Origin of the sequence: Curtobacterium sp. UNCCL20 (assembly GCF_900101675.1) — a bacterium.
Lineage (GTDB): Bacteria > Actinomycetota > Actinomycetes > Actinomycetales > Microbacteriaceae > Curtobacterium.
Genome location: NZ_FNKG01000001.1, coordinates 1,474,236 through 1,498,807, shown reverse-complemented (window position 1 = coordinate 1,498,807; position 24,572 = coordinate 1,474,236). Strand labels below are relative to the sequence as shown.

Genomic DNA, 24,572 nt, shown 5'->3' with positions numbered 1-24,572 from the left:
TTCATCGGCGGACGATCACGACTGTACACCGTGTTTGCCATAATGTCATGACATGGATTCGGACCGCGTCCGGCGCATGGCTCCCCGGCCTGGAGGCGCGGTGTCAGTGGGTCCTGCCAAGGTCCAGTCATGCAGATCCTCGCCCTGGTCATCGGCCTCGTGCTCGGCGTCGCCGGCGGTGCCGTCGTCGCCTGGTCGCTCGCCCGCTCCCGCGCCGGTGTACAGGCCGCTTCGGCCCGCGCGACCGCCGAGGCACTCCGGGCGCAGCTCGACTCCGCGCGGCACGACGCCGAGGAACGGCTCGACGCGCAGGACGCCCAGTACCGGCGACAGGTCGACTCCCTCGAGCGGCGGTCGGCCGAGCTCGAACACCTCGTGCAGCGCATGCACGGGGTCGACGCGGCACGGAACCAGAACGAGTCGAAGGTCCTCTCCGCGCTCAGCCCCGTGGCGCAGACACTCGACGTGATGCGCGCGAAGATCGCCGAGCTCGAGCAGTCCCGCAGCGAGCAGTACGGCGCGCTGTCCGCCCAGCTCCGCTCCGCCGCCGAGTCCGAGGAACGCCTCCGCGCCACCGCGGACACCCTCGCCAGTGCCCTCTCGTCGAACAGCACGCGCGGCGTCTGGGGCGAGACGCAGCTGCGCAACGTGGTCGAGGCGGCCGGGCTCCTCGAACGCGTCGACTTCGACGTGCAGTCCTCCGTGACGACCTCGGCCGGTGCCGCGCGCCCCGACATGGTCGTGCACCTGCCCGGCGGCAAGACGATCGCCGTCGACGCCAAGGTGCCGTTCAGCGCCTACCTGCAGGCGGCGGAGATCCCGGCGACCGCGACCGGCGCCGAGGCGGCTCGGCGTGACCAGCTCATCGCGCAGCACGTCAAGGCGCTCCGGGCCCACGTCGACGCCCTCGCCGCCCGCGAGTACTGGAGCGGGTACGACGGCTCCCCCGAGCTCACCGTCGCCTTCATCCCGTCCGAGTCACTGATCTCCAGCGCCCTCGCCGCCGACCCCGGCCTGCTCGACCACGCCTTCCGCAAGCGCATCGCCCTCGCCTCGCCCGTGACGCTCTGGTCGGTGCTGAAGACCGTCGCGTTCTCGTGGCAGCAGGACGTCGTCACCGCCGAGGCCCGTGAGCTCTTCCGGGTCTCCCGCGAGCTCTACGGCCGCCTGTCGACCATGGCCGGGCACGTGGACAAGCTCGGCCGCTCCATCCGGGGCTCCGTCGTCGACTACAACCGGTTCGTGGGGTCGCTCGAGCGCCAGGTGCTCCCGAGCGCCCGTCGGCTGTCACTGCTCGACGAGTCGAAGGTCATCGCGGACCCCGGCGTCATCGAGGACGAGCCGCGGCTGCTCACCGCGCCCGAGCTCGTCGGCGCCGTCGACGAGGACTGACGAGCCCGAGCGGCGCCTGCGCGCTTCGCGGCGCGCGGCTCGTGCCCTCGCGGCGCGTGTTCCGCACAACGAAAGTCCGCTCGCACCACGGATCCCCGCGGCGTGAACGGACTTCGGTTGTGCGGAACCGATCCGCGCCGCGTCTCGGTGCGAGACGGGCAGCGGCCCCGCGTGAGACGGGCAGCGGCACCGCGTGAGACGGGCAGCGGCCCCCGCGCTGCACGGAACGGCCCCCGCGCGGCGCGGCCTCAGCGGATCAGAACCACTTCTCGGCGCGGTGGTCCGCCTGGATGCGGCGGATCGTGTTCGAGCGGGACCGCAGCACGAGCGAGTCCGTGTGGATGACGCCGCGCGAACGACGGACACCGTCGACGAGCACGCCGTCGGTGACACCGGTGGCGACGAAGAACGTGTTGTCACCCGTGACCAGGTCGTCCTGGTCGAGGACCTTGTCGAGGTCGTGGCCGGCGGCGATCGCCTTCTCGCGCTCCTCGTCGTCCTTGGGCTGGAGCTTGCCGAGGATCACGCCGCCGAGCGCCTTGATCGCGCACGCCGTGATGATGCCCTCGGGCGTGCCGCCGACGCCGACGCACATGTCGATGTTCGAGCCGGGCAGGGCGGCCGCGATGCCGCCGGCGACGTCACCGTCGAGCAGCAGGCGCGTGCCGGCACCCGTGGCGCGGATGGCGCGGATGAGTTCGTCGTGACGAGGACGGTCGAGGACCGCGACGACCATGTCCTCGAGGTCCTTGCCCTTGGCCGTCGCGAGCGCGCGGATGTTCTCGCCGATCGGCTTGTCGAGGTCGAGGACGCCGCGCCCCTCCGGCCCGGCGGCGATCTTGTCCATGTAGAACACGGCACTCGGGTCGTACATCGAGCCGCGGTCCGAGACGGCCATCACGGAGATGGCGTTCTGGCGACCGGCGGCGGTGAGCGAGGTGCCGTCGATCGGGTCGACCGCGATGTCGCAGGCCGGACCGTGACCGTTGCCGACGTGCTCGCCGTTGTAGAGCATCGGGGCGTTGTCCTTCTCGCCCTCACCGATGACGACCACGCCGTCGAAGTTCACGGTGCCGAGGAACTTCCGCATCGCGTCGACGGCGGCGCCGTCCGCGAGGTTCTTCTCACCCCGACCGACCCACGGCTGCGCCCGGATCGCGGCTGCCTCGGTCGCGCGCACGAGCTCGAGCGCGAGGTTGCGGTCGGGCTGGAGGAACAGGGAGCCGGTTTCCGTGGAGGGAGTCACGGCCGCCAGCCTACCGACCGGCGGCCGGACGGCCGTCCGGACCCGGGGCCTGTGAACGCATGTGCACGCCGGACTGGGGCCGGCGCCGTAACCCGCACCGCGCCTCCAGTCCTTCTGACTACGATCGGCGAGGACACCACCACGTCGAAGGAGATCCCAGTGCCCATCGCAACGCCGGAACAGTACGCCGAGATGATCGAACGAGCGAAGGCCGGCAAGTTCGCGTACCCCGCCGTGAACGTGTCCTCGTCCCAGACGATCAACGCGGTCCTGCAGGGCCTCGCCGAGGCGGGATCCGACGGGATCCTCCAGGTCACCACCGGTGGCGCCGACTACTTCGCCGGTCAGACCGTGAAGAACCGCGCTGCGGGTGCACTCGCGATGGCGAAGTTCGCCCACGAGGTCGCGAAGAACTACGACATCACGGTCGCGCTGCACACCGACCACTGCCCGAAGGACGCCCTCGACGGCTTCGTCCTGCCGCTCATCGCGGCGAGCGAGGAAGAGGTCCGGCAGGGCCGCAACCCGATCTTCCAGTCCCACATGTGGGACGGCTCGGCCGTGCCGCTCGACGAGAACATCGAGATCGCGACGACGATGCTCGAGAAGACGCGGAACATCAACGCGATCCTCGAGGTCGAGATCGGCGTCGTCGGCGGCGAGGAGGACGGCGTCCAGCACGAGGGCACCAACGACGCGCTCTACACGACCCCGAACGACGTCGAGAAGGTCGTCGACGCGCTCGGCCTCGGCGACAAGGGTCGCTGGATCGCCGCACTCACCTTCGGCAACGTCCACGGCGTCTACAAGCCCGGCAACGTCAAGCTGCGTCCCGAGCTCCTCGGTGAGATCCAGGCGTCCGTCGCCGCGAAGCACGGCACCGGCGAGAACCCGCTCGACCTCGTCTTCCACGGCGGCTCCGGCTCGACCGACGACGAGATCCACGAGGCGGTCCGCAACGGCGTCATCAAGATGAACATCGACACGGACACGCAGTACGCGTTCACGCGCTCGATCGCCGACTCGATGTTCCGGAACTACGACGGCGTGCTCAAGATCGACGGCGAGGTCGGCAACAAGAAGCAGTACGACCCGCGCGCCTGGGGCAAGGTCGCCGAGACCGCCATGGCGGCCCGCGTGGTCGAGGCCGCGAAGGTGCTCGGCTCGGCCGGACACACCAAGGGCTGACACCGGGGCAACAGCCTGGAGGAACGGGGCGCGTCCGACGGACGCGTCCCGTTCTGCGTCCGGTCGGCTCCACTGCATGCCACGATGGGATCGTGACCGTCGACGCCATCGCCTCCGAGTTCGCCCAGTTCGTCACCGAGTCCCCCACCGCGTTCCACGCGGCGGCCGCGGCACGGGACCGGCTCGTCGCGGCCGGTTTCACCGAGCTGTCCGAGCTCGACGCGTGGCCGTCCGAGCCCGGCGCGTACGTGGTGGTCCGCGACGGCGCGGTGATCGCCTGGCGTCTGCCCGAGGGGGCGACGGCGACGACCCCGTTCCGGATCCTCGGCGCACACACCGACTCCCCCGGGTTCCGCATCAAGCCGAACCCCGGCGTCCGGACCGGCGGCTGGGAGCAGCTGAACGTCGAGGTCTACGGCGGCGCGCTCCTCTCCACGTGGTTCGACCGGGACCTCCGGATCGCCGGCCGGGTCGTCGACGCCGACGGCACCGTCCGCCTGGTGTCGACCGACGCCGTGGCCCGGATCCCGAACCTGGCGATCCACCTCGACCGCGGGGTGAACGACGGCAAGGAGATCGACCGCCAGCGCCACACCCTGCCGATCGTCGGGGTCGACGGCGACGCGGGTGGCACGGACGTGGTGTCGTGGCTCCGCGCACGGCTCGGCTCGGCTGCCGTGTCGTGGGACCTGTTCCTCGCCGACACCCAGGCCCCCGCGCGGATCGGCATCGACCGCGAGTTCCTCGCCGCCGGCCGGATGGACAACCTGACGAGCGTGCACGCCGGACTCCGGGGCATCGTGGACGCCCCGACCGACGGTGACCACATCCCGGTGTTCGCGGCGTTCGACCACGAGGAGATCGGCTCGTCGACGCCGTCCGGTGCGGGCGGTCCGTTCCTCGAGGACGTCCTCGGCCGTGTGCAGGAGAGCCTCGGCGCCAGCCGCTCCGACGCCGCTCGGGCGTTCCGTGCTTCGTGGCTGCTGTCGAGCGACGCCGGACACCTCGTCCACCCGAACCAGCCCGAGAAGCACGACCCCACCAACCGACCGCGACCGGGAGCGGGCCCGCTCCTGAAGATCAGCGCGAACCAGCGCTACATGACCGAGGCGAAGGGCGAGGCCGTGTGGGCCGCCGCCTGTGACACCGCCGGCGTCCCGTGGCAGCCGTTCGTCAACGTGAACACGATCCCGGGTGGCTCGACCATCGGACCGATCGCGGCGACCCGGCTCGGCATCCCGACGATCGACATCGGCGTCGGGCTGCTGTCGATGCACTCGATCCGCGAGCTCGTGCACGTCGACGACCTCGCTGCGCTGCACGGGGCGGTCGCCGCCTTCCTGGCGGGCTGAGACACCGGCTGGGGCTCGGGCTCGGTGTCGAGCCCGGGCTCGGGCTCGCGCTCGCGTCTCAGAGGGTCACGACGACCTTCCGCGCGGAGACGCCCGCGCGCTGCCGGTCCAGCCCGCTCTGCACCGCCGCGAGCCCCGAGCCGACCACCAGCGGCGCCGGCACCGCGCGGAGACTGCCGTCGGCGAGACCGGCGGGCAGCACCTCGCCCCAGAGCCGCGGTCCGATCGCGTCGTCGCGGAGGCTGCTCCCCCAGACGAACGCGGTCCGGATCCCGGCGCGGCGCGCACGCAGCGTCAGCCCGGCCATCGTGATGCCGATCCGCCCGAACACCGGGAGCATCGCCGGGAAGAGCCGCCGACGTCCGGCGAGCCCGTCGAGCGTGACCGGGGTGCTCGCCATCGCCAGCACCGTCCCGCCCGTCCGCCGCAGCACGTCGATGCAGGCTGCAGCCGAGGTCTTCCCGAGTGCGACGGCGCCGACCACGCGTCGCCCGTCGATGCCCGCGACGAGGTCGTCGACCGCGCCGGGTGCGTTGTGGTCCACGACGACCTCGGCACCGAGCGAGCGGACCAGCTCGGCGTTCCGGGGTGACGCCGTGCTCACGACGTCGTAGCCCGCGGCCCGTGCGAGCTGCACGGCGTTCATCCCCACGCTCGTGGAGCCGCCCCAGACGATGACCACGCCGCGATCGCCCTCGCCCCGCTGCTCGTCACCGGGCATGGCGAGACCGAGGTGCCCGGGCTGGAACAGCGCGCAGGCCGCGGTGGAGGCGCCGAGCGGCAGGACGGCGGCCTCGGCGTCGGAGACCCCGGACGGGATCGGTGCCGTCAGCCGTTCGAGGAGCGCCGTGTGCTCCTGGAACGCCCCCTCGTGCATCGGGTCGCGGCCGCGATCGGTACCGGTCGCGAGCCCGAACACCCGGTCGCCGACGCCGAACCGCGTCACCCCCGTCCCGACCGAGACGACCTCGCCGGCGACGTCCGAACCGAGCACCGCCGGGGAACGCAGCCAGCGGTAGGTCACGGAGCCCGTCCCCTGCACGATCCAGTCGACCGGGTTCACGGCGACGGCGCGGACGCGGACCACGACTTCATCGGGTGCCGGCTCGGGCATCGGCACGGGTCCGACGACCAGGGCGGACCGGGCGGAGCGGAGGACGGCGGCGGAGTTCTGCGACACGGGTGGTGCCCTTCTGCGGGAGTGATGACACGGAGTGCCTTCACTGTAGTCGTGAGGACACTGAGTGTCATCACTTAGAGTGGGTGCATGGCGAGATGGGCACCCGACACGAAGGAACGGTTGCGGACCGCCGCGCTCGAGCTGTTCACCGAGCGGGGATTCGCGGCCACCACCGTGCCCGAGATCGTCGAACGCGCGGGACTCACCCGACGGACGTTCTTCCGGCACTTCAGCGACAAGCGCGAGGTCTTCTTCGGCGACGACGAGATCCCGACCATCGCCCGGGACATGCTCGCGGCTGCGCCTGCCGAGGTACCGCCGCTGGCACTGGTGACCGAGGGTCTCCGCACCCTCGCTCGTGAGCGCTTCGAACCGCAGCGCGACCGGATCCGCGCAGCGCGCCGGGTGATCGACGCCGAACCCGCGCTCGGCGAGCGGGATCTCCGCAAGCAGGCGGACCTGTGCGAGGCCGTCCGTCAGGGGTTCGTCGCGCGCGGTCAGGACCCGCTGACGGCCAGGGTGCTCGGCGGCGTCACCGTCGAGCTGTTCCAGACCGCGCTCGAGGCATGGCTCGTCGACGGTGACACGGCCCCCCTGACGGAGCACCTCGACGCCGCGCTCGAACGCATGCGGACCGTCCTCGCAGCAGCTGCGATCGACTAGCCGCCGGCCATCCGGTGCAGGTACGCGGTGAACGCCGGGTCCTGCAGGATCACGACGAAGACCGGGATGATCCCGAGCACGCTGGCGACGATCCCGCCCACGAGCGGCACCCAGAACGTCCGCCGTCGGGCGCGCAGGCGTCGGATCGACCACCAGACGACCAGCGCGAACACGACGACCAGGACCACGGCCCGGACGAGTACCGCGGTCGACAGCGCCGCCGGGTCGGACAGCTCGGTGTACTGCTGCTCGAGGTAGGTCCGCATCGTCGACGCCGTCGTCCCGATGGACAGCCCCTGCAACACGGTCATGAGCCCGATCACGAGCAGGCCGACCGAGAGCACGAAGTCGATCGGTGAGGCGCCGAAGCCCTGCTGCGCCGGGACCGTGCGGCCGGAGCCGTCAGCGGTGTCCGCTCGTGCAGCCCGACCGGCGGCGACGGTTCCGTCCGCCGTCCCCGGTCGTCGGCCGCGCGTCGCCTCCTGCGCCGCCTGCTGCCGGAGCGCGCGGGAGCGCTCCTCCTGCTCGCGCCGTTCCTGCTCGACGAGCACCGGGTTCACCCAGCCCTCGGGCGCGTACTCGCCGTACTGCGGAGCAGGACGGCCGTGGACGCGACCGTTCGCGGATCCCTCAGCCGACGCGCCGGCGGTGGGTCGCGCCTCCAGGCCGTCCGCCGTGTCGGGGAGGTGACCCGGTTCGCGGGCCGGCACCGCGGACCAGCCGTCCGCGCCGGTGCGTCCTGCGTCGCCGCTCATCGACGACGCCCGCCGAGCGCACGCGTCGGGGCGCCCGACGCATCCGTGCGGAGCTCCTTCGGGAGCGAGAACATCAGGTCCTCGTGCGCGGTGACGACCTCTTCCACCGTGCCGTACCCGGCGTCGGCGAGCTGGTCGAGCACCTCGGTGACGAGCTCCTCCGGCACGGAGGCGCCACTCGTGACGCCCACGGTGCGGACGCCGTCGAGCCACTCCTGCTGGATCTCGGACGCGTAGTCGACCCGGTGCGCGGCCTTCGCGCCGTGTTCGAGGGCGACCTCGACCAACCGGACGCTGTTCGACGAGTTCGCGGACCCGACCACGATCACGAGGTCGGTGCCCGGCGCGACCTTCTTCACCGCGACCTGGCGGTTCTGGGTGGCGTAGCAGATGTCGTCGGAGGGTGGGTTCTCGATCGACGGGAACTTCTCGCGCAGCAGGCGGACGGTCTCCATCGTCTCGTCGACGCTCAGCGTGGTCTGCGACAGCCAGACGAGGTTGTCCGGGTCGGCGACCTCGAGCGCGGCGACGTCCTCGGGTCCGTTGACCAGGATGGTGCGCTCGGGCGCATGGCCCATCGTGCCCTCGACCTCTTCGTGGCCGGCGTGCCCGATGAGGATGATCGTGCGGTCCGCCTTCGCGAACCGGGTGGCCTCGCGGTGGACCTTCGTGACGAGCGGGCAGGTGGCGTCGATCGCGTGCAGGTCACGGTCGGCGGCACCGGCGACGACCGCGGGCGAGACGCCGTGGGCGCTGAAGACCACGTGCGATCCGCGCGGGACCTCGGCGACGTCGTCGACGAAGACGGCGCCGCGCTGCTCGAGCGTCGACACGACGTGCACGTTGTGGACGATCTGCTTGCGGACGTAGACCGGCTCGCCGTACTGCTCGAGCGCCTTCTCGACGGCGACGACTGCGCGGTCGACCCCGGCGCAGTAGCCGCGCGGAGCCGCGAGCAGGACCTTCTTCGTACCGGCGACCGGTTCGTCCCGCAGTCGGCCGCGCGCCGCGAGGACCCGCGGCGGGGCGAGCGGGACCGAGTGGCCGTTGGTGATCGTCACGCACCCGATGATAGGTGAGCGGATCGCGTGCGGGCTGGGCGTGGAGGCAGACCGGTGTCGTCGGCTTCGGGCAGGATTGGACGGCACCACCAGGAGGAGCACATGGCGATCGAACAGGGACCCCCGACGGCCGACACCCCGTGGCCGGTCGCGCTCCTCGGCGCGAAGCTGCGGGACTGGATCGACCGGCTCGGCACCGCCTGGGTCGAGGGCGAGATCACCCAGTGGAACGTCGCCGGTGGCAACGTCTACGGCAAGCTCAAGGACGTCGAGGTCGACGCGACGGTGTCGTTCTCGATCTGGTCGAGCGTCCGGTCCCGGGTGCCCGCGGACATCAAGCAGGGCGACCGCGTCGTCGCCGCCGTCAAGCCGAACTACTGGGTCAAGGGCGGCTCGCTGACGATGCAGGTCGTCGAGATGAAGCACGTCGGCCTCGGGGACCTGCTCGAGCGGCTCGAGCGGCTCCGGCGCACCCTCGCGGACGAGGGGCTGTTCGACCCCGCCCGGAAGCGCCGCCTGCCCTTCCTGCCGCACCGCATCGGCCTCATCACCGGCAAGGACTCAGACGCCGAGAAGGACGTCAAGCGGAACGCGCAGCTGCGGTGGCCGCAGGTCGAGTTCCGGACCGTCCACACCGCCGTGCAGGGCGAGCGGACCGTGGGCGAGGTCACCGCCGCCATCCTCGAGCTCGACGCCGACCCGGACGTCGACGTCATCATCATCGCGCGCGGTGGTGGCGACTTCCAGAACCTGCTCGGCTTCAGCGACGAGGGACTCGTCCGGGCCGCCGCGTCCGCCACCACTCCGATCGTCTCCGCCATCGGGCACGAGGCCGACCGGCCGATCCTCGACGAGGTCGCCGACCTCCGCGCCTCCACCCCGACCGACGCCGCCAAGCGCGTGGTGCCGGACGTGGCCGAGGAACTCGCGAACGTCCGTGCCGCGCGGGCACGGCTCGGGCTCCGGCTGTCGCACACCCTGTCGGTCGAGGCCGACCGGATCGCGGCGCTCCGCTCCAGGCCGGCCCTCGCGTCGACCGCGTGGCTCGTCGACACCCGCGCGGAAGAGGTCGCCCGCGACCTGTCCCGCGCCCGTGAGCTGCTCGACCGGCGGCTCGAACGCTCCCACGCCGACGTCGGACACCTCACCGCCCGGTTGCGATCGCTGTCACCGCGGGACACCCTGCGCCGGGGGTACGCGATCGTGCAGACGGCGGACGGCGGGGTCGTGCGCAGCTCCGACGACCTGGCCGGAGCGACCCCGGTGCACGTGACGCTCGGGGCGGGGACCGCCTCCGGCTCGCTCGAGCCGGACGGGCCGGGGCCGGACGGGTCCTGACACCGGCGCACTCCCGGGCCTCGGCGGCGGGTTCTGCACAGGTTCCCGGGCGGGCCGCCAGGTCGGTGGTGGCTCGGTAGGATCGAGGGGTGTCATCCCAGCAGGAACCCGAGCAGGCCGACGTCCAGTCGCTGAGCTACGAAGCCGCACGCGACGAACTCGTGCGCGTCGTCGCCGAGCTCGAACAGGGCTCCGCGACGCTCGAGCGCTCCCTGTCGCTGTGGGAGCGTGGCGAGTCCCTCGCAGCCCGGTGTGAAGAGTGGCTCGTCGGCGCCCGTGCCCGTCTCGACGCCGCCCGTGCCGCCTCCGACGCCCAGGACGGCGCCGCCCGATGACCGACCCCGACGGCCGTCCGATCGTCGCGGAGCTCGGACGCCCCGAGACGCCGGAGGAGACCTGGGCCCGCAAGGACGCCGCACGCACCGCGCGTCGGCAGCACCAGACGGCGTTCAACCTGGTGATCGCGCTCATCGCGTCGCTCGGCATCGTGCTCTTCCTCGTCGCCGTCGTCGTGCGTCCGAGCACGACCGTCGTCGACCGCGCGGTGGACTACCGCCAGGTCGCGGCGCAGGCGAAGGTGCCCGGGGTCGAACTCGCGGCGCCCGTCCTGCCGAAGGGCTTCTCGTCGAACCGTGCGGACTACAAGGACAAGACGACCGACGGCGTGAGCGTCTGGACGGTCGGCCTGATCACCCCGGACAAGCAGTACCTCGGCCTGCAGCAGGGCATCAAGGCGAACGAGACCTGGGTGTCGAACCAGCTCGACCAGCACGCCGCCACCGGCACCCGCACCATCGCGGGCACGAAGTGGACCGTGTACGACCGCCGATCAGAGGGCGACGACGCCGGCAACCAGGCGTACTCCCTCGTGACGACCTTCGGCACCAGCACCGTGGTGCTCTCCGGTACGGCCGACGACGACTCGTTCCGCACCGTCGCGACCGCCGTCAGCAAGCAGTTCGCCGGCTGACGACCGACCGGCGCCCACCGTCCCCGAACGACCCCACCCGAACCGAGCAGCAGTCCCGATCAGCCCGAGGAGCCCCATGCCCGACCGCGCCGCCTCCACCCCCTCCGACGCCCTCCGCCTCCTCGTCGAGGGCAACGCCCGGTTCGCAGCCGACAAGCGCCGGACCGGCCGGATCGACCCGGACCGCCGCACCGAGCTCACCGGCTCGCAGGCGCCGTTCGCCACGGTCCTCGGCTGCTCCGACTCGCGTGTCCCGTTCGAGCACGTCTTCGACGCCGGCATCGGTGACCTCTTCGCCATCAGGAACGCCGGGCAGATCGTGGACGACGTCGTCCTCGGGTCGATCGAGTTCGCGGTCGTCGCTCTCGGCACCCCCCTGGTCGTCGTGCTCCGCCACACCCGGTGCGGTGCGGTCGCGGCGGCCCGCTCCGGGGAACCGGTCCCGGCGCCGCACCTGCAGGCCCTCGTCGACGCGATCGCCCCGAGCGTCGAACGTGTCCGTGCGACCGACGCCGACGTGCCCCAGGAAGCCGTCGGTGCGGCCCACCTCGAGTCCACGCTCCGCCAGGTGATCGAGCGCTCCGGCGCGGTCTCCGACGCGATCGCCGAGGGTAGATTGGCCGTCGTCGGCGCGACCTACGACCTCACCACCGGCGAGGTCGCCATCGACACCGTCGTGGGCCAGGCCTGACCGACCGCCCCGACGACCGTCCCGACCACCGACGGCACACCGTCACCGGGACACCACACCAGCCGGCGCGACCGCGGCCGGCGAGCACCCCAGGAAGGACCACGACGACGTGACCGACACCACCCCGAGCACCGCGACCGACGGCGACTACCGCATCGAGCACGACACCATGGGCGAGGTCCGGGTGCCGAGGTCGGCGCTCTACCGCGCGCAGACCCAGCGTGCGGTCGAGAACTTCCCGATCTCGGGGAGCGGCCTCGAGTCGGCCCAGATCGTGGCACTCGCCCGGATCAAGCGCGCGGCGGCGGTCGTCAACGGCCAGCTCGGCATCGTCGAGCCAGCGCTGGCCGACGCGGTCGCGCGGGCAGCGGACACGATCATCGCCGGGGAGCACCACGACCAGTTCCCCGTCGACGTGTACCAGACCGGCAGTGGCACCTCGTCGAACATGAACATGAACGAGGTCCTCGCGACCCTCGCGTCCGACATCGCCGGGTCGCCCGTGCACCCCAACGACCACGTGAACGCGTCGCAGTCCTCGAACGACGTGTTCCCGACGTCCGTGCACGTCGCCGTGACCGAAGCACTCATCCGCTCGCTCGTCCCCGCGCTCGAGCACCTCGCCGAGTCGCTCGAGGCGAAGGCCACGCTCTGGGCCGACGCGGTGAAGTCCGGTCGCACGCACCTGATGGACGCCACCCCGGTCACCCTCGGGCAGGAGTTCGGCGGCTACGCCCGTCAGGTCCGGCTCGGCATCGAGCGCGTGAACGCCACCCTCCCCCGCGTCGCCGAGGTCCCGCTGGGCGGCACCGCCGTCGGCACGGGCATCAACACCCCGAAGGGCTTCCCGCAGCGGGTGATCGCGCAGCTCGCCGAGGACACCGGCCTGCCGATCACCGAGGCACTCGACCACTTCGAGGCGCAGGGTGCCCGTGACGCCCTCGTCGAGGCGTCCGGCGCGCTCAAGGTCATCGCGGTCAGCCTGACGAAGATCAACAACGACCTGCGCTGGATGGGCTCCGGGCCGAACACCGGCCTCGGCGAGCTGCACATCCCGGACCTGCAGCCCGGCTCGTCGATCATGCCGGGCAAGGTCAACCCCGTCATCCCGGAGGCCACTCTGATGGTCGCCGCGCGGGTGATCGGCAACGACGCCACGATCTCGTGGGCCGGTGCCTCCGGAGCGTTCGAGCTGAACGTGGCGATCCCGGTGATGGGGACGGCGCTCCTCGAGTCCATCCGTCTCCTGGCGAACAGCTCGCGGGTCCTCGCCGACAAGACGATCGACGGGCTGCAGGCGAACATCGACCGCGCGCGGGCGTTCGCCGAGTCGTCGCCGTCGATCGTGACGCCGCTCAACCGGGTCATCGGCTACGAGGCCGCGGCGAAGGTCGCGAAGTTCGCCGTCGCCGAGGGGGTCACCGTCCGCGAGGCGGTCATCGCCCTCGGACACGTCGAGCGCGGTGAGGTCACCGAGGAGCAGCTCGACAGCGCCCTCGACGTGCTCAGCATGACCCACCCCAACTGACCCCGCTCAAGACAAGTCACCCCGAACCACGGCGATCCGTGGTTCGGGGTGACTTTCGTTGTGCGGAGTGCGTCCGCGCTGCGCGCCTGCGCCGCGGGCTGCGCGCCGCGGGCCCGCGCCCTACACGAGGTCCGGCGAGTCCAGCATCTCGGTCACGAGCGCCGCGATCGCCGACCGCTCGGACCGGGTCAGCGTCACGTGCGCGAACAGCGGGTGACCCTTCAGCCGTTCGATCACCGACGCGACGCCGTCGTGTCGACCGACCCGGAGGTTGTCGCGCTGCGCCACGTCGTGGGTGAGCACCACGCGGGAGTTCTGCCCGATGCGGGACAGCATCGTCAGCAGCACGTTGCGCTCGAGTGACTGCGCCTCGTCGACGATCACGAACGCGTCGTGCAGGGAGCGCCCGCGGATGTGGGTGAGCGGCAGCACCTCGAGCATGCCCCGTTCGACGACCTCGTCGAGGACGTTGTCGGACACCAGCGCACCGAGGGTGTCGTAGACCGCCTGCGCCCACGGGTTCATCTTCTCGGACGCGTCGCCGGGCAGGTAGCCGAGCTCCTGACCGCCGACGGCGTAGAGCGGACGGAACACCATGATCTTCTTGTGCTGCTGCCGCTCGAGCACGGCCTCGAGTCCGGCGCAGAGCGCGAGCGCCGACTTGCCGGTCCCGGCGCTGCCGCCGAGGGAGACGATGCCGATCTCGGGGTCGAGCAGCGCGTCGATCGCGAGCCGCTGTTCGGCCGATCGTCCGCGGAGCCCGAACACCTCGCGGTCGCCGCGCACTAGCGCGACCGAACCGCCGGCGATCACCCGTCCGAGGGCCGATCCGCGCTCGGAGTGGATGACGACACCGGTGTTGACCGGGACGCCCTCGATCGGGGCGGAGCGGATCTCCTCCTTCTCGTAGAGGTCGGACATCTGCTCCCCGGACACCTGCAGTTCGGTGACGCCGGTGTAGCCGCTGTCGACGGCGAGTTCTGCGCGGTACTCCTCCGCCGCCATGCCGATCGAGGACGCCTTCACGCGGAGCGGCAGGTCCTTCGACACGACGACGACGTCGAGTCCGTCGTTCTTCAGGTTCGAGGCGACCGCGAGGATCCGCGAGTCGTTGTCGCCGAGCTGCAGCCCGGACGGCAGGACCGACTGGTTGGAGTGGTTCAGCTCGACCCGGAACGAGCCGCCGTCGCCGATCGCGATCGGGAAGTCGAGCCGTTCGTGTTCGATCCGCAGTTCGTCGAGGAGCCGCAGCGCCTGCCGTGCGAAGTACCCGATCTCCGGGTCGTTGCGCTTGGACTCCAGTTCACTGACGACCACGACGGGCAGGACCACCGCGTGCTCCGCGAAGCGGAACAGTGCCCGCGGATCGCTGAGGAGCACCGAGGTGTCGAGCACGTACGTGCGCTGGGCGACCGATGTGGACGAGTCCGCGGCGGGCTGCTGGGCTGTTCCGCGAGAGACGTTCTGAGAGGTCACGACCACTCCATCCCCGGGCCGCGATCGGCCCGGTCCATGTCCTCGAACGCGGCCGTGGAGCGGGTCCCGAAGCACCGACTGTGGCCGCTTCGACCGGGCGCGTTGCCCGATGTGGCCAAGCTACGTCCGACCCCCGACAGGCCGCCACCGACACGCGGTTCCGCGCGTTACGGTCACGTGAACAACGCTCCCCGACCACGTGGCCCGGCCACGGTGGTCAGACGGCCGGGTCGATGGCCTGGAGGCGCGTGGTGGCGCCGCCCCGCGCCTCCAGGCCGCCGCGTGGTCGCGCCCGTCCGCCCGCGGTTCGGGACGAGTGTCGCTCTCGCGGCAGCAGCGCACAGCAGCGCACAGCAGCGCACGGCAGCGCACGGCACCGGCACCGCCGCCCGAGACTCGTGGTGAGCGACAGTCCTCGGGTCGCGGCGCGCGAGAACCGTCGCTGAGGCCGAGACTCGGTCCCGCAGCGCAGCGCAGCGCTACTGCATCGTGGCGTAGGACAGGCAGGCGTCGCGGAACATGTCGAGCGTCTCGTCCGTCGTCGATGCGAACACCGACACGCGGGCGACACCGAGGCGCGTCGTCGCGGTCACCCCGTGGTTGTGGAACGCGGCGGACAGTGCCGTGAGACGCCCCTGCGGCGGGCGCAGCACGACGATCCCGGCGCGCTCGCGCGGGTCGCGGCTCGACTCCACGGACAGCCCGAACTCGTCGGCGATGTCGAACACCCGCTCGACCCGGTCGGCGACCCGTTCCTGCACGGCTGCGACGCCGACGGCGGTCAGCCGGTCGAGCGACACGGCGAGGCGCGCCTGCGCGACGGGGTCGATCCGCGTCATCTGGAAGCCAGCGGCTCCGGGGCGCACGGACGGGACCTCGGTCGGCCAGCCGGTCGTGCCGTGCGGACCGGACAGCGCCGGACGCAGCCGGTTCAGCGCGCGGTCGCTGAACGCGGTGAAGCCGGTGCCCCAGCCCGCGTGCAGCCACTTCTGCCCGCCGGTCGCGACGACGTCGGCGACCTCGTACGGGGCGTCCACGACGCCGAAGCCCTGGATCGCGTCGACGATGAGCAGGCGTTCGCCGATGACCTCGCGGATCGCGGCGAGGTCGGCGAGGTAGCCGGTCTGCCAGTCGACGAGGGACACCGCGACCGCGGTGACGTCGTCGGTCAGGCGGGACTCGATGAGCGACGGCGTCATCCACCCGGCACCGGACTCGATGACGACGGGCTGGACGCGACCACCGGTCGCCGAGGCGGCGCTGGCGAGCGCGAGCGGCAGCGACGGGTACTCGTCGGCCGAGACGAGCACGCCGCCGGTCAGGCCGAACGCGGTGTGCAGCAGGCCCGGGGTGGTGGCGGTCTGCGAGACGACCTGGTCCTCACGGCGACCGACGAGCCGAGCGGCCACGGTGCGGACCCGCACGTCCTGCTCGTCGAGGGTCTCCATCGCGCCGAAGCGCATGTGCTGCTGGATCGTGCCGAGGACGCGCTGCTCCTCGAGGACCGCGGTCTGCACGGGACCGAACGCGGCGTGGTCGAGGTAGCCGGGCTCCTCAGCGAAGCCGTCGGCGTACTCGGCGATGTTCACAGGGGCAACCTTCCGTGGGACGAAAACCCTGTGAGTCTACTGGGATGCCTGAGCGCGGGCGAATGCAGGCCGATCCGCGCAGAATCGAGGAAACATCGGTCGGAATGCGCGTAACGACGGAGCGCGAGGCCGCACGCGCAGCCCGCGGTGCCTCAGCCGCCGAACCGCCGGGACCGCAACCCGAAGTCGCGGACGGCACGGAGGAAGTCGACCTCGCGCAGGTCCGGGTAGAACGCCTCGACGAAGTAGAACTCGCTGTGCGCGCTCTGCCACAGCATGAAGTCCGACAGCCGCTGCTCGCCCGAGGTCCGGATCACGAGGTCCGGGTCCGGCTGCCCCTGCGTGTACAGGTGGTCGCCGATGAGCTCCGGCGTGAGGACCTCGGCGAGGGTGTCGATCGTCCCGCCACCTTCGCCGTGCGCCCGCACGATGCTGCGCATCGCGTCGGCGATCTCGCGCCGGCCGCCGTACCCGACGGCGAGGTTGATGTGCAGGCCGGTGTGGTCCGCCGTGCGCTGCTCGGCCTGCTCGAGCGCCGTCACCAGCGCCGCCGGCAGCCCCTCGTTCGCGCCGACGTGCTGCACCCGCCAGTCGCGGTGGTCGGACAGCGTGCCGGCCAGGTCGGCGATGATCCCGACGAGCTGTTCGAGCTCGTCGCCACCGCGCCCGGTCAGGTTGTCCGACGACAGCAGGTACAGCGTCACGACCTCGATGCCGAGGTCGTCGCACCAGGTCAGGAACTCCGGGATCTTCGCGGCGCCGGCCCGGTGCCCGTGCGCGGCGGACTCGAGTCCGAGCTGCTTCGCCCACCGGCGGTTGCCGTCCACGATCATGGCGACGTGCTTCGGCTTGGCCGCATCGTCGATCTGGCGACGGATGCGGCTCTGGTAGGCGCGGTAGAGGATCCCTCGTCCTGCCCACCCGCCCCTGCCGCTCACGGATCGAACATAGTGCACGGAGGCTAGGAACCAGCCGCGTCACGGACCGGTCGACCCCACCTGTTCGGCATTCGTTCGGTATCTGCCCCTACGGTCGGACCATGCACGCCGAGCACGACACCGGGACACTCCCCCACGTCCCCTTCACCGACGAGGCAGCACAGGCGGCCGCAGCGTCGCCCACGGACCCGGAACCCCGACCGGCCTGGCGCGGCTGGATCCACCTCGGCGCCTTCCCGTTCGCCCTCGCGATGGGTATCGTGCTCATCACGCTGGCGGGCTCACCCGCCGCGAAGGTCGGCAGCGCCGTGTTCATGGCGACCTCGCTCGCGATGTTCGGCGTCTCGGCGACCTACCACCGGTTCCCCTGGGGTCCGACGGTGAAGCGTGTCCTGAAACGCATCGACCACACGAACATCCTGCTGCTCATCGCCGGCACGTACACACCCGTCGCGATCTGCGCCCTGCCGCACACGCTGATGGTTGTGGTGCTCTGGGTGATGTGGACCGGCGCGGCGCTCGGCATCGCGTTCCGGGTGCTCTGGATCGGGGCGCCGCGATGGCTGTACGTGCCGATCTACCTCGCGCTCGGGTGCGCGGCGCTCGGGCTGCTGCCGCAGTTCTTCGCGGCGAGCGTCCCGATGACCGTCCTCATCCTGTCCGGGGGCGTCGCCTACATCCTCGGCGCGCTCGTCTACGCGTTCAAGCGGCCGAACCCGTCCCCGACGGTGTTCGGGTTCCACGAGGTCTTCCACGCCCTGACCGTGGTGGCGTTCGCAGCCCAGTGGGCGGGCGTGCTCATCGTCGCGCTCGACCCGGTGCGCTGAGCAGCTCGGGACCGGGAGACGGACTGGAGGCGCGTGGCGGACCCGCCACGCGCCTCCGGTCCGTCGTGTGGTCCGGTCAACCCCGCTCGGTGTCGTCGCCGACGTCGGCTCGGCCGTCCTCGGCCGCACGCCGTTCCGGCTCGTCGGTGACCGCGCCGTCGGCGTCCGACCCGGTGCCGTCCGCCGCGGTGCCGTTCGACTCGGCCTCGAGCCGCTCGCGGATCTCGGACCGGTAGCGGGTCCGGCGGATGCGCCGGGTCATGTCGACGAGGAGCAGGATCGTCACGACGGCGACGAGGGCGATCGCGATGAAGCCCGCGACGCCGGGCGTCACGTCGACGTCCGGGACGGTCGAGGTCGGGCTCGGGCTGGGGGTGGCGGCGAGTACTGCCGCGATGGTGCTCACGCGTCGGTGTCCTTGTCGGCGGGGATCCCCGCGAAGAGGTCGGTCTCGGGCAGCTCGGTGGGCACGCGGGCCTCGACGAGCTGGTAGTCCTCGGTCGGCCACACCGTCGCGAGGAGGTCGTTGGGCCAGTAGAAGAAGGCGCTGTCCGGCGGCACCTGGCTGGCGTGCGCCCGGAGTGCGGCGTCGCGGGCGTCGAAGTACTCGTGCACGTCGACGTGGCTGGTGGCGAGGTCGGGCCGGTCGGCGAACCGCTCGACCCACTCGCGGAGCTGCTCGACGGCCGGGCTGTCCGGGTCGCGTTCCCGCAGGGCCTCGAAGACCGTGCGGAAGCGCCGCGGGTTCATCGTGCGCTCGTAGTACAGCTTCGAGATCGACCAGGCGGGTCCGGCCTCCGGGTACTTCGCGGGGTCGGCCGCGTCGCGCCAGGCGGCGACGGAGACCTCGTGCGTCCGGATGTGGTCCGGGTGCGGGTAGCCGCCGTTCTCGTCGTAGGTGACGAGCACGTGCGGACGGAACCGGCGGATGACCCGGACGAGCGCCTCGGTGGAGTACTCGAGCGGCACCGTGGAGAAGGTCCCGGGGCGGACGGTCTCGCCCTTCTCAGCGTCGGGGAGCCCGGAGTCGTGGTAGCCGAGCCACACGTGGTCGACGCCGAGGGCCGCCTGCGCCGCCGCCATCTCGGTGCGTCGGTACCCGGCCATGTCGCGGTGTGCGCGGCTGGTGGCGGGTTCGCCGAGCTGCTCGTTGAGGATGTCGCCGGCCTCGCCACCGGTGCAGGAGACGACGAGCACGTCGTCGCCCTCGGCCGCGTACTTCGCCGCCGTCGCCGCTCCCTTGCTCGACTCGTCGTCGGGGTGGGCGTGGACGGCCATCAGGCGGTACGGCACAGGACTTCCTCACGGAGTGGATCGGTGTGGGAGGCGGGCAGCACACAGCCAGGCGTGAACTACCCTGGGATCAGGATAATCACCCCGGGAGCCCCGAACTGTCCGAACCGCAGCACCCACCGGCACCTCAGCCGTCCGCCAGCACCACCGCGACGCTGGACGACCGCTACGGCCGCACCCCCGGCCGCGCCCGTCGGGCCCGCCTCGTCGGGGTCGTCGCCGCCGCTGCCGTCGCCCTGGTCTTCATCGTGTGGGTGATCTGGGCCGGCCCCGGACAGACCAGCCACGGGCTCGACACCGACGACGTCGGGTACGAGGTGGTCTCCTCCCACGAGACGGTCGTGCACACGCAGGTGTCGGTCGACCCGGGCGTGACTGCGAAGTGCGCCGTGCAGGTCCTCGACAAGTCGTTCACGATCGTCGGGTGGAAGGAGATCCGGATCCCAGCGTCCGATCAGCGCAGTCGCAGCATCACGACGCCTGTGAAGACCGTGACTCGTGGCGTGACCGGCTTGATCCACGACTGCTGGGTTCCCTAGACTGCCTTGATTCGCGGACGAGACCGGCCACACCGGCCGGTCTTGTTCCATGCTGAAGGGAAATCCACGATGAGCAACGACACCCAGGTCACCTGGCTCACGCAAGAGGCGCACGACCGGCTGACGGCCGAGCTCGAGACGCTCTCCGGTGCCGGCCGTCAGGAGATCGCGAACCGCATCGAAGCCGCTCGCGAAGAGGGCGACCTCAAGGAGAACGGCGGCTACCACGCCGCCAAGGACGAGCAGGGCAAGATCGAGGCCCGCATCCGCCAGCTCACCGAGCTCCTCAAGCACGCCACCGTCAGCGAAGCGGTGTTCGACGGCACCGTCGAGCCCGGCACCGTCGTCACCGCGGTCATCGCGGGCGACGAGTCGACGTTCCTCGTCGGCAACCGCGAGATCGTCGCCGAGGGCTCGGACCTCACCGTCTACAGCCCGGTCAGCCCGGTCGGCGCCGCGATCGTCGGCCTCCGCGCCGGCGACAAGGCCACCTACACCGCGCCGAACGGCAAGGAGATCGCCGTCGAGGTGACGAAGGTCGAACGCTACGAGCCGTAGTCAGCACTGCTGACGAACAGGAGGCGCGGTGCCGGCTGGCACCGCGCCTCCTGTCCGTCAGTGGGCCCGTTCAGTTCTCCAGCAGCTCCGGACGGAAGCCGACCTCGTGGAGGCGGTGCATGACCTCCTGCGCGTGCTCGGGGCCGCGCGCCTCGATCGACAGGTCGAGCGCGACCTCGTTGATGACGAGCCCCTGGCCGTGGCGGGTGTGGAGGACCTCGACGACGTTCGCGCCGGCGTCCGAGATGACCTGCGCGACGCGGGCGAGCTGGCCCGGACGGTCCGGCAGCATGATGCGGATGCCGATGTACCGCGACGCCGCGACGAGCCCGCGGGTGATCACGCGCTCCATCATGAGCGGGTCGATGTTGCCGCCGCTCAGCAGGACCACGGTCCGGCCGGTGTCGTGCACGGCACCGGACATGATCGCGGCGACACCGACGGCCCCGGCGGCCTCGACGACGAGCTTGGCGCGTTCGAGCAGTACGAGCAGGGCGCGGGCGACGTCGTCGTCGGACACCGTGACGATGTCGTCGACCATGTCGCGGATGATCGGGAAGTTCATGTCCCCGGGACGGGCGACCGCGATGCCGTCGGCGATGGTCGGCTTCGTCGTGACCGTGACCGGTTCGCCGGCCTCGAGCGAGCTCGGGTAGGCGGCGGCGTTCTCGGCCTGCACCCCGATGACCCGGATGGGCCGACCGAGGCGCTCGGACATGCCCTTCACGGCGAGGGCGATGCCGGCGATGACCCCGCCGCCGCCGATCGGGACGATGACGGTGTCGGCGTCGGGCACCTGGTCGAGGATCTCGAGGCCCAGGGTGCCCTGGCCGGCGATCACCGCGGGGTGGTCGAACGGCGGGATGAAGACGGCGCCCGTGCGGTGCGCGAAGTCCTTCGCGGCGCTCAGCGCCTCTTCCACGGAGTGCCCTCGGAGGACGACCTCGGCGCCGTAGTGCCGCGTCGCCTGCAGCTTCGGGAGGGCGACGCCCACCGGGGTGAAGATCGTCGCCGGGATGCCGAGTTCGCGGGCGGCGAGCGCGACTCCCTGGGCGTGGTTGCCGGCGCTGGCGGCCACGACGCCCGCGGCCCGCTGTTCGGCGTCGAGGGTCGACAGGCGGTTGTAGGCGCCGCGGACCTTGTACGCGCCGGTGCGCTGCAGGTTCTCGCACTTCAGGTGCACGGGCGAACCGAGCATCTCCGCGAGGAACTCCGACGTCTCCATGGGGGTGACCCGCGCCACCCCGGCGATCGTCTCGCGCGCCTTCTCGATGTCGTCGAGTGTGGGGATCAGCGTCGCAGTGGAGTCGGTCACGGTCCCATCATCGTCGGTCCGGCCGTTCCTGACGAACCCGTGACGTCAGTTCGTGCTGGCGGTGCCGTCCTCGGCGGCCGGCTCGGGCTTCGAGCCGGGAGCGGGGACGTCGTCGCCCACGGTGTGCCGACGACGTCGCATGAGCTGGAGCTGCCCGTGCTGGCCGCGCTTCGGGGTGGCCTCGAGCACGTGCTCGGAGTCGAGTCGGCGCCACCGGCCGCTCGCGATCGTCGTGACCATGGCGTTCAGCGTCGCGATGAGCGGGACGGCGAAGAAGGCACCGGCGATGCCCGCGAGGCCGGACGCCGCGGTGACGCCGAGCACCACCGCGAGCGGGTGCACCTTGACCGCGTTGCCCATCACGAGCGGCTGGAGGATGTGCCCCTCGATCTGCTGCACGAGCAGGACGACGCCGAGCACCAGGATCGCGGCGAGCGGCCCGTTGAAGATGAGGGCGACGAAGACGGCGAGGAAGCCCGTCACGATCGCACCGACGACGGGGATGAACGCACCGAGGAAGACGAACGCCGCGATCGGGATGACGAGCGGCATCCCGCCGAAGAACAGGCCGACGATGAACGCGCCGAGGCCGATGCCCACCGCGTCGACGAACGCGACGAAGATCTGCACGCGGATGAAGCTCGTCAGCGTGATCCAGCCGGCCACGCCCGCGCCGTCGACCGCTGCGCGCGCCTTCTTCGGGAAGAGCCGCACCGACCAGCGCCACACGTTCTTGCCGTCGATGAGCAGGAAGATCGTCGTGAACAGGATGATGAACAGCGCCTCGAACACGTGCGTCGCGCCCGAGCCGGCGCTGGCCACGCCGGACAGGATCGAGCCGGAGTTGTCCTGCAGCCACTTCGTGCCGTCGTTGAGCCACCCGTTGACGTCGCCCTGGGTGACGCCGAGGCCGGAGTTGAGGACGAAGTCCTTGATGTTCGCGTACTGCTCCACCGTGCGGTCACGCAGCGACGGGTACGACGCGATGACCTGGTCGACGACGAGCCAGATGAGGGCACCGAGGGCCGCGATCCCGCCGAGCAGGCTGATCACGACCGCCGCCCACTTCGGCACGTGGTGTCGCTGCAGCCAGTTCGAGATCGGCACGAGGAGCGCCGAGATGACGATGCCGATGAGGAACGGGATGAGGATCTCGCTGAACACCGACATCAGCCAGATGAACACGGCGATGACACCGACGACGACGAGCACCCGCCAGGACCACGCGCCCGCGATGCGCATGCCCGTCGGGACGGACTGCTCGACCACGGGGTCGGGATGCGTCGGTTGCTGCTGTCTGCCCCATGCCATGCCGCGAGTGTACCGATGTGCGTCCTGGCAGGTACCAGATGCGGCATACACCGGGGTACGTCCGGTGTCGGCGGCGATCGGTAGCGTCGAGGCCATGGTCAGGACCACGCTCTCCGCCGCCGAGGCCCGTCGTGTCGCCCTGGCCGCGCAGGGGTTCGGTCGGCCCCCTGCCGATGCGGTCGCCACGCGTGCGCTGAACGCCGGGTTCGCCCGGCTCGGGCTCCTGCAGATCGACTCGGTGAACGTGTTCGAGCGCAGCCACTACCTGCCGCTCTTCGCCCGCCTCGGCGCGTACGACAAGGCGACGCTCGACCGGCTGACGATGACCGCGCGAGGCCCGTACACCGAGTACTGGGCGCACGAAGCGGCGTTCATCGACCGCGACGACCTCCCGCTGTTCCGCTGGCGCATGGACGCCCTGCGTGAGCGCGACGCCCGACCGGTCCGGGTCGCATCGGTGGACCGCACCGAAGGGGTCCGGCGTGAGCTGCAGGCACTGCTCCGGGCCCAGGGTCCGATGCCGGCCAGCGCGGTCGAGCACGAGTCGAACGTCCGCCGTGGGCCGTGGTGGGGGTGGAGCGACGTCAAGCTCGGCCTCGAGCAGATGTTCCGCTGGGGCGACGTCGTGACGGCGGGACGTGCGGGCTTCGAGCGCGTCTACGCCCTCCCCGAGCAGGTCCTGCCCGCCGGCACACTCGAGACCGCACCGGCACGCCCGGCCGCGATCCTCGAACTCGTCCGCCGATCGGCCCGGGCGCTCGGTGTGGGGACGCGTGCGGACATCGCCGACTACTTCCGACTCCGCTCCGACGACACCGCCGCTGCGATCGCCGACCTGACCGCGGCCGGCGAACTCCTGCCCGTGCAGGTCGAGGGGTGGGGCGAGCGGGCGTGGCTGCACGCCGACGCCCGGGTGCCCCGACGGCTCACGGCCGATGCCGTGCTCAGCCCGTTCGACCCCGTGGTGTGGTTCCGTCGGCGGGCCGAGCGGATGTACGGCTTCCACTACCGGATCGAGATCTACACGCCCGCGCCGAAGCGGGTGTTCGGGTACTACGTGCTGCCGGTGCTGCAGGACGACCGGCTCGTCGGGCGCGTCGACCTCAAGAGCGACCGGCAGCGTGGCGTGCTCCGGGTCCGCACGGCATGGCAGGAACCCGGCGAGCGGCTCGACGCGGACCGGCTCGCCGACACGCTGCGACGGACGGCCGCTTGGCAGGGCCTCGACGCGGTCGAGGTCACCGACCGCGGCACGGCCGCCGCGGCGGTCGCCGCCGCCCTCGGGGTGGCGCTGGTGCCGCACGTCGCGGCCGACGACGCAGACCGGGCTGCGGAACCCGAACCGGCGGTGTGACGGCCCGG

At 71.5% G+C, this 24,572-nt stretch carries 24 protein-coding genes; 13 read left to right on the top strand and 11 right to left on the bottom strand.

What is annotated here, in order from left to right:
- The first annotated feature begins 129 nt into the window (after nucleotides 1–129).
- Entirely contained in the window at nucleotides 130–1,392 is a 1,263-nt protein-coding gene (locus BLT36_RS07340) for a DNA recombination protein RmuC (RefSeq protein ID WP_092093451.1), read from the top strand.
- Between the two features lie 256 nt (nucleotides 1,393–1,648).
- On the opposite strand, the gene glpX is transcribed toward BLT36_RS07340, so the two are convergent.
- Nucleotides 1,649–2,638: a class II fructose-bisphosphatase gene (gene glpX / locus BLT36_RS07335; RefSeq protein ID WP_092093448.1), complete on the bottom strand. Its 990-nt coding sequence runs from the start codon at nucleotides 2,636–2,638 to the stop codon at nucleotides 1,649–1,651.
- Between the two features lie 159 nt (nucleotides 2,639–2,797).
- Here glpX and fbaA point away from each other — a divergent pair, with 159 nt between their 5' ends.
- Complete coding sequence (gene fbaA / locus BLT36_RS07330) at nucleotides 2,798–3,826, top strand: class II fructose-bisphosphate aldolase (RefSeq protein ID WP_092093446.1); 1,029 nt, start codon at nucleotides 2,798–2,800, stop codon at nucleotides 3,824–3,826.
- Nucleotides 3,827–3,918: 92 nt separating this feature from the next.
- Entirely contained in the window at nucleotides 3,919–5,178 is a 1,260-nt protein-coding gene (locus BLT36_RS07325; RefSeq protein WP_092093443.1) for a M18 family aminopeptidase, read from the top strand.
- A 58-nt stretch (nucleotides 5,179–5,236) separates the two neighbouring features.
- Here BLT36_RS07325 and BLT36_RS07320 read toward each other — a convergent pair whose 3' ends face one another.
- A complete protein-coding gene (locus tag BLT36_RS07320) occupies nucleotides 5,237–6,358 on the bottom strand; it encodes a zinc-binding alcohol dehydrogenase family protein (protein ID WP_254787413.1) in 1,122 nt (373 codons plus the stop codon).
- 87 nt (nucleotides 6,359–6,445) lie between these two features.
- On the opposite strand from BLT36_RS07320, the gene BLT36_RS07315 reads away from it, so the two are divergent.
- Complete coding sequence (locus tag BLT36_RS07315; protein ID WP_092093441.1) at nucleotides 6,446–7,021, top strand: TetR family transcriptional regulator; 576 nt, start codon at nucleotides 6,446–6,448, stop codon at nucleotides 7,019–7,021.
- On the opposite strand, the gene BLT36_RS07310 is transcribed toward BLT36_RS07315, so the two are convergent.
- Nucleotides 7,018–7,776 carry a DUF6264 family protein gene (locus BLT36_RS07310; RefSeq protein ID WP_092093438.1) on the bottom strand — a complete coding sequence of 253 codons (759 nt, stop codon included), beginning with the start codon at nucleotides 7,774–7,776 and terminating at the stop codon, nucleotides 7,018–7,020. The two genes, BLT36_RS07315 and BLT36_RS07310, sit on opposite strands and share 4 nt — an antisense overlap.
- Nucleotides 7,773–8,831 carry a 4-hydroxy-3-methylbut-2-enyl diphosphate reductase gene (locus BLT36_RS07305; protein ID WP_092094457.1) on the bottom strand — a complete coding sequence of 353 codons (1,059 nt, stop codon included), beginning with the start codon at nucleotides 8,829–8,831 and terminating at the stop codon, nucleotides 7,773–7,775. The genes BLT36_RS07310 and BLT36_RS07305 overlap by 4 nt, the downstream gene beginning before the upstream one ends.
- Nucleotides 8,832–8,939: 108 nt before the next feature.
- Between BLT36_RS07305 and xseA the strand changes: the two genes are divergently transcribed.
- From xseA to BLT36_RS07280, 5 genes are all read left to right on the top strand, one after another.
- The gene (gene xseA, locus BLT36_RS07300) at nucleotides 8,940–10,175 is read left to right on the top strand and encodes an exodeoxyribonuclease VII large subunit (RefSeq protein ID WP_092093436.1); all 1,236 of its coding nucleotides are present in this window, start codon (nucleotides 8,940–8,942) and stop codon (nucleotides 10,173–10,175) included.
- Nucleotides 10,176–10,264: 89 nt separating this feature from the next.
- Entirely contained in the window at nucleotides 10,265–10,510 is a 246-nt protein-coding gene (locus BLT36_RS07295; protein ID WP_092093433.1) for an exodeoxyribonuclease VII small subunit, read from the top strand.
- Nucleotides 10,507–11,145: a DUF4245 domain-containing protein gene (locus BLT36_RS07290; RefSeq protein WP_092093431.1), complete on the top strand. Its 639-nt coding sequence runs from the start codon at nucleotides 10,507–10,509 to the stop codon at nucleotides 11,143–11,145. The genes BLT36_RS07295 and BLT36_RS07290 overlap by 4 nt, the downstream gene beginning before the upstream one ends.
- Nucleotides 11,146–11,221: 76 nt before the next feature.
- Complete coding sequence (locus BLT36_RS07285) at nucleotides 11,222–11,836, top strand: carbonic anhydrase (protein ID WP_092093428.1); 615 nt, start codon at nucleotides 11,222–11,224, stop codon at nucleotides 11,834–11,836.
- Between the two features lie 109 nt (nucleotides 11,837–11,945).
- Complete coding sequence (locus BLT36_RS07280; RefSeq protein WP_092093426.1) at nucleotides 11,946–13,364, top strand: class II fumarate hydratase; 1,419 nt, start codon at nucleotides 11,946–11,948, stop codon at nucleotides 13,362–13,364.
- Between the two features lie 120 nt (nucleotides 13,365–13,484).
- On the opposite strand, the gene BLT36_RS07275 is transcribed toward BLT36_RS07280, so the two are convergent.
- From BLT36_RS07275 to BLT36_RS07265, 3 genes are all read right to left on the bottom strand, one after another.
- Nucleotides 13,485–14,846 (bottom strand): PhoH family protein, encoded by a 1,362-nt coding sequence (locus tag BLT36_RS07275; protein ID WP_254787410.1) that lies wholly within the window; start codon nucleotides 14,844–14,846, stop codon nucleotides 13,485–13,487.
- A gap of 473 nt (nucleotides 14,847–15,319) precedes the next feature.
- Complete coding sequence (locus BLT36_RS07270; protein ID WP_092093423.1) at nucleotides 15,320–16,429, bottom strand: aminotransferase class V-fold PLP-dependent enzyme; 1,110 nt, start codon at nucleotides 16,427–16,429, stop codon at nucleotides 15,320–15,322.
- Between the two features lie 152 nt (nucleotides 16,430–16,581).
- Complete coding sequence (locus BLT36_RS07265; protein ID WP_092093420.1) at nucleotides 16,582–17,367, bottom strand: isoprenyl transferase; 786 nt, start codon at nucleotides 17,365–17,367, stop codon at nucleotides 16,582–16,584.
- 101 nt (nucleotides 17,368–17,468) lie between these two features.
- Here BLT36_RS07265 and BLT36_RS07260 point away from each other — a divergent pair, with 101 nt between their 5' ends.
- Nucleotides 17,469–18,194: a PAQR family membrane homeostasis protein TrhA gene (locus BLT36_RS07260; protein ID WP_092093418.1), complete on the top strand. Its 726-nt coding sequence runs from the start codon at nucleotides 17,469–17,471 to the stop codon at nucleotides 18,192–18,194.
- Nucleotides 18,195–18,270: 76 nt separating this feature from the next.
- Here BLT36_RS07260 and BLT36_RS07255 read toward each other — a convergent pair whose 3' ends face one another.
- Both BLT36_RS07255 and mca read right to left on the bottom strand, forming a co-directional pair.
- Complete coding sequence (locus tag BLT36_RS07255) at nucleotides 18,271–18,600, bottom strand: hypothetical protein (protein ID WP_092093415.1); 330 nt, start codon at nucleotides 18,598–18,600, stop codon at nucleotides 18,271–18,273.
- Nucleotides 18,597–19,487 carry a mycothiol conjugate amidase Mca gene (gene mca / locus BLT36_RS07250; protein WP_092093411.1) on the bottom strand — a complete coding sequence of 297 codons (891 nt, stop codon included), beginning with the start codon at nucleotides 19,485–19,487 and terminating at the stop codon, nucleotides 18,597–18,599. Before mca ends, BLT36_RS07255 begins: the two co-directional genes overlap by 4 nt.
- Nucleotides 19,488–19,513: 26 nt before the next feature.
- On the opposite strand from mca, the gene BLT36_RS19125 reads away from it, so the two are divergent.
- Together BLT36_RS19125 and greA are read left to right on the top strand one after the other, a co-directional pair.
- Complete coding sequence (locus BLT36_RS19125) at nucleotides 19,514–20,026, top strand: DUF4307 domain-containing protein (protein ID WP_302847108.1); 513 nt, start codon at nucleotides 19,514–19,516, stop codon at nucleotides 20,024–20,026.
- A 69-nt stretch (nucleotides 20,027–20,095) separates the two neighbouring features.
- A complete protein-coding gene (gene greA, locus BLT36_RS07240) occupies nucleotides 20,096–20,584 on the top strand; it encodes a transcription elongation factor GreA (protein ID WP_092093405.1) in 489 nt (162 codons plus the stop codon).
- A gap of 70 nt (nucleotides 20,585–20,654) precedes the next feature.
- Here greA and ilvA read toward each other — a convergent pair whose 3' ends face one another.
- Both ilvA and BLT36_RS07230 read right to left on the bottom strand, forming a co-directional pair.
- Nucleotides 20,655–21,899 (bottom strand): threonine ammonia-lyase, encoded by a 1,245-nt coding sequence (gene ilvA, locus BLT36_RS07235; protein ID WP_092093403.1) that lies wholly within the window; start codon nucleotides 21,897–21,899, stop codon nucleotides 20,655–20,657.
- Nucleotides 21,900–21,944: 45 nt separating this feature from the next.
- Nucleotides 21,945–23,210 carry an AI-2E family transporter gene (locus BLT36_RS07230; RefSeq protein ID WP_254787406.1) on the bottom strand — a complete coding sequence of 422 codons (1,266 nt, stop codon included), beginning with the start codon at nucleotides 23,208–23,210 and terminating at the stop codon, nucleotides 21,945–21,947.
- 94 nt (nucleotides 23,211–23,304) lie between these two features.
- On the opposite strand from BLT36_RS07230, the gene BLT36_RS07225 reads away from it, so the two are divergent.
- A complete protein-coding gene (locus BLT36_RS07225; RefSeq protein WP_092094453.1) occupies nucleotides 23,305–24,564 on the top strand; it encodes a winged helix-turn-helix domain-containing protein in 1,260 nt (419 codons plus the stop codon).
- Nucleotides 24,565–24,572: the final 8 nt, after the last annotated feature.

Bases quoted from the DNA above. Each gene is read 5' to 3' on its own strand.
- BLT36_RS07340 (WP_092093451.1), top strand. From the start codon at position 130: ATGCAGATCCTCGCCCTGGTCATCGGCCTCGTGCTCGGCGTCGCCGGC.
- BLT36_RS07315 (WP_092093441.1), top strand. From the start codon at position 6,446: ATGGCGAGATGGGCACCCGACACGAAGGAACGGTTGCGGACCGCCGCG.
- BLT36_RS07310 (WP_092093438.1), bottom strand. From the start codon at position 7,776: ATGAGCGGCGACGCAGGACGCACCGGCGCGGACGGCTGGTCCGCGGTG.
- xseA (WP_092093436.1), top strand. From the start codon at position 8,940: ATGGCGATCGAACAGGGACCCCCGACGGCCGACACCCCGTGGCCGGTC.
- BLT36_RS07290 (WP_092093431.1), top strand. From the start codon at position 10,507: ATGACCGACCCCGACGGCCGTCCGATCGTCGCGGAGCTCGGACGCCCC.
- BLT36_RS07285 (WP_092093428.1), top strand. From the start codon at position 11,222: ATGCCCGACCGCGCCGCCTCCACCCCCTCCGACGCCCTCCGCCTCCTC.
- BLT36_RS07260 (WP_092093418.1), top strand. From the start codon at position 17,469: ATGCACGCCGAGCACGACACCGGGACACTCCCCCACGTCCCCTTCACC.
- greA (WP_092093405.1), top strand. From the start codon at position 20,096: ATGAGCAACGACACCCAGGTCACCTGGCTCACGCAAGAGGCGCACGAC.
- BLT36_RS07230 (WP_254787406.1), bottom strand. From the start codon at position 23,210: ATGGCATGGGGCAGACAGCAGCAACCGACGCATCCCGACCCCGTGGTC.
- BLT36_RS07225 (WP_092094453.1), top strand. From the start codon at position 23,305: ATGGTCAGGACCACGCTCTCCGCCGCCGAGGCCCGTCGTGTCGCCCTG.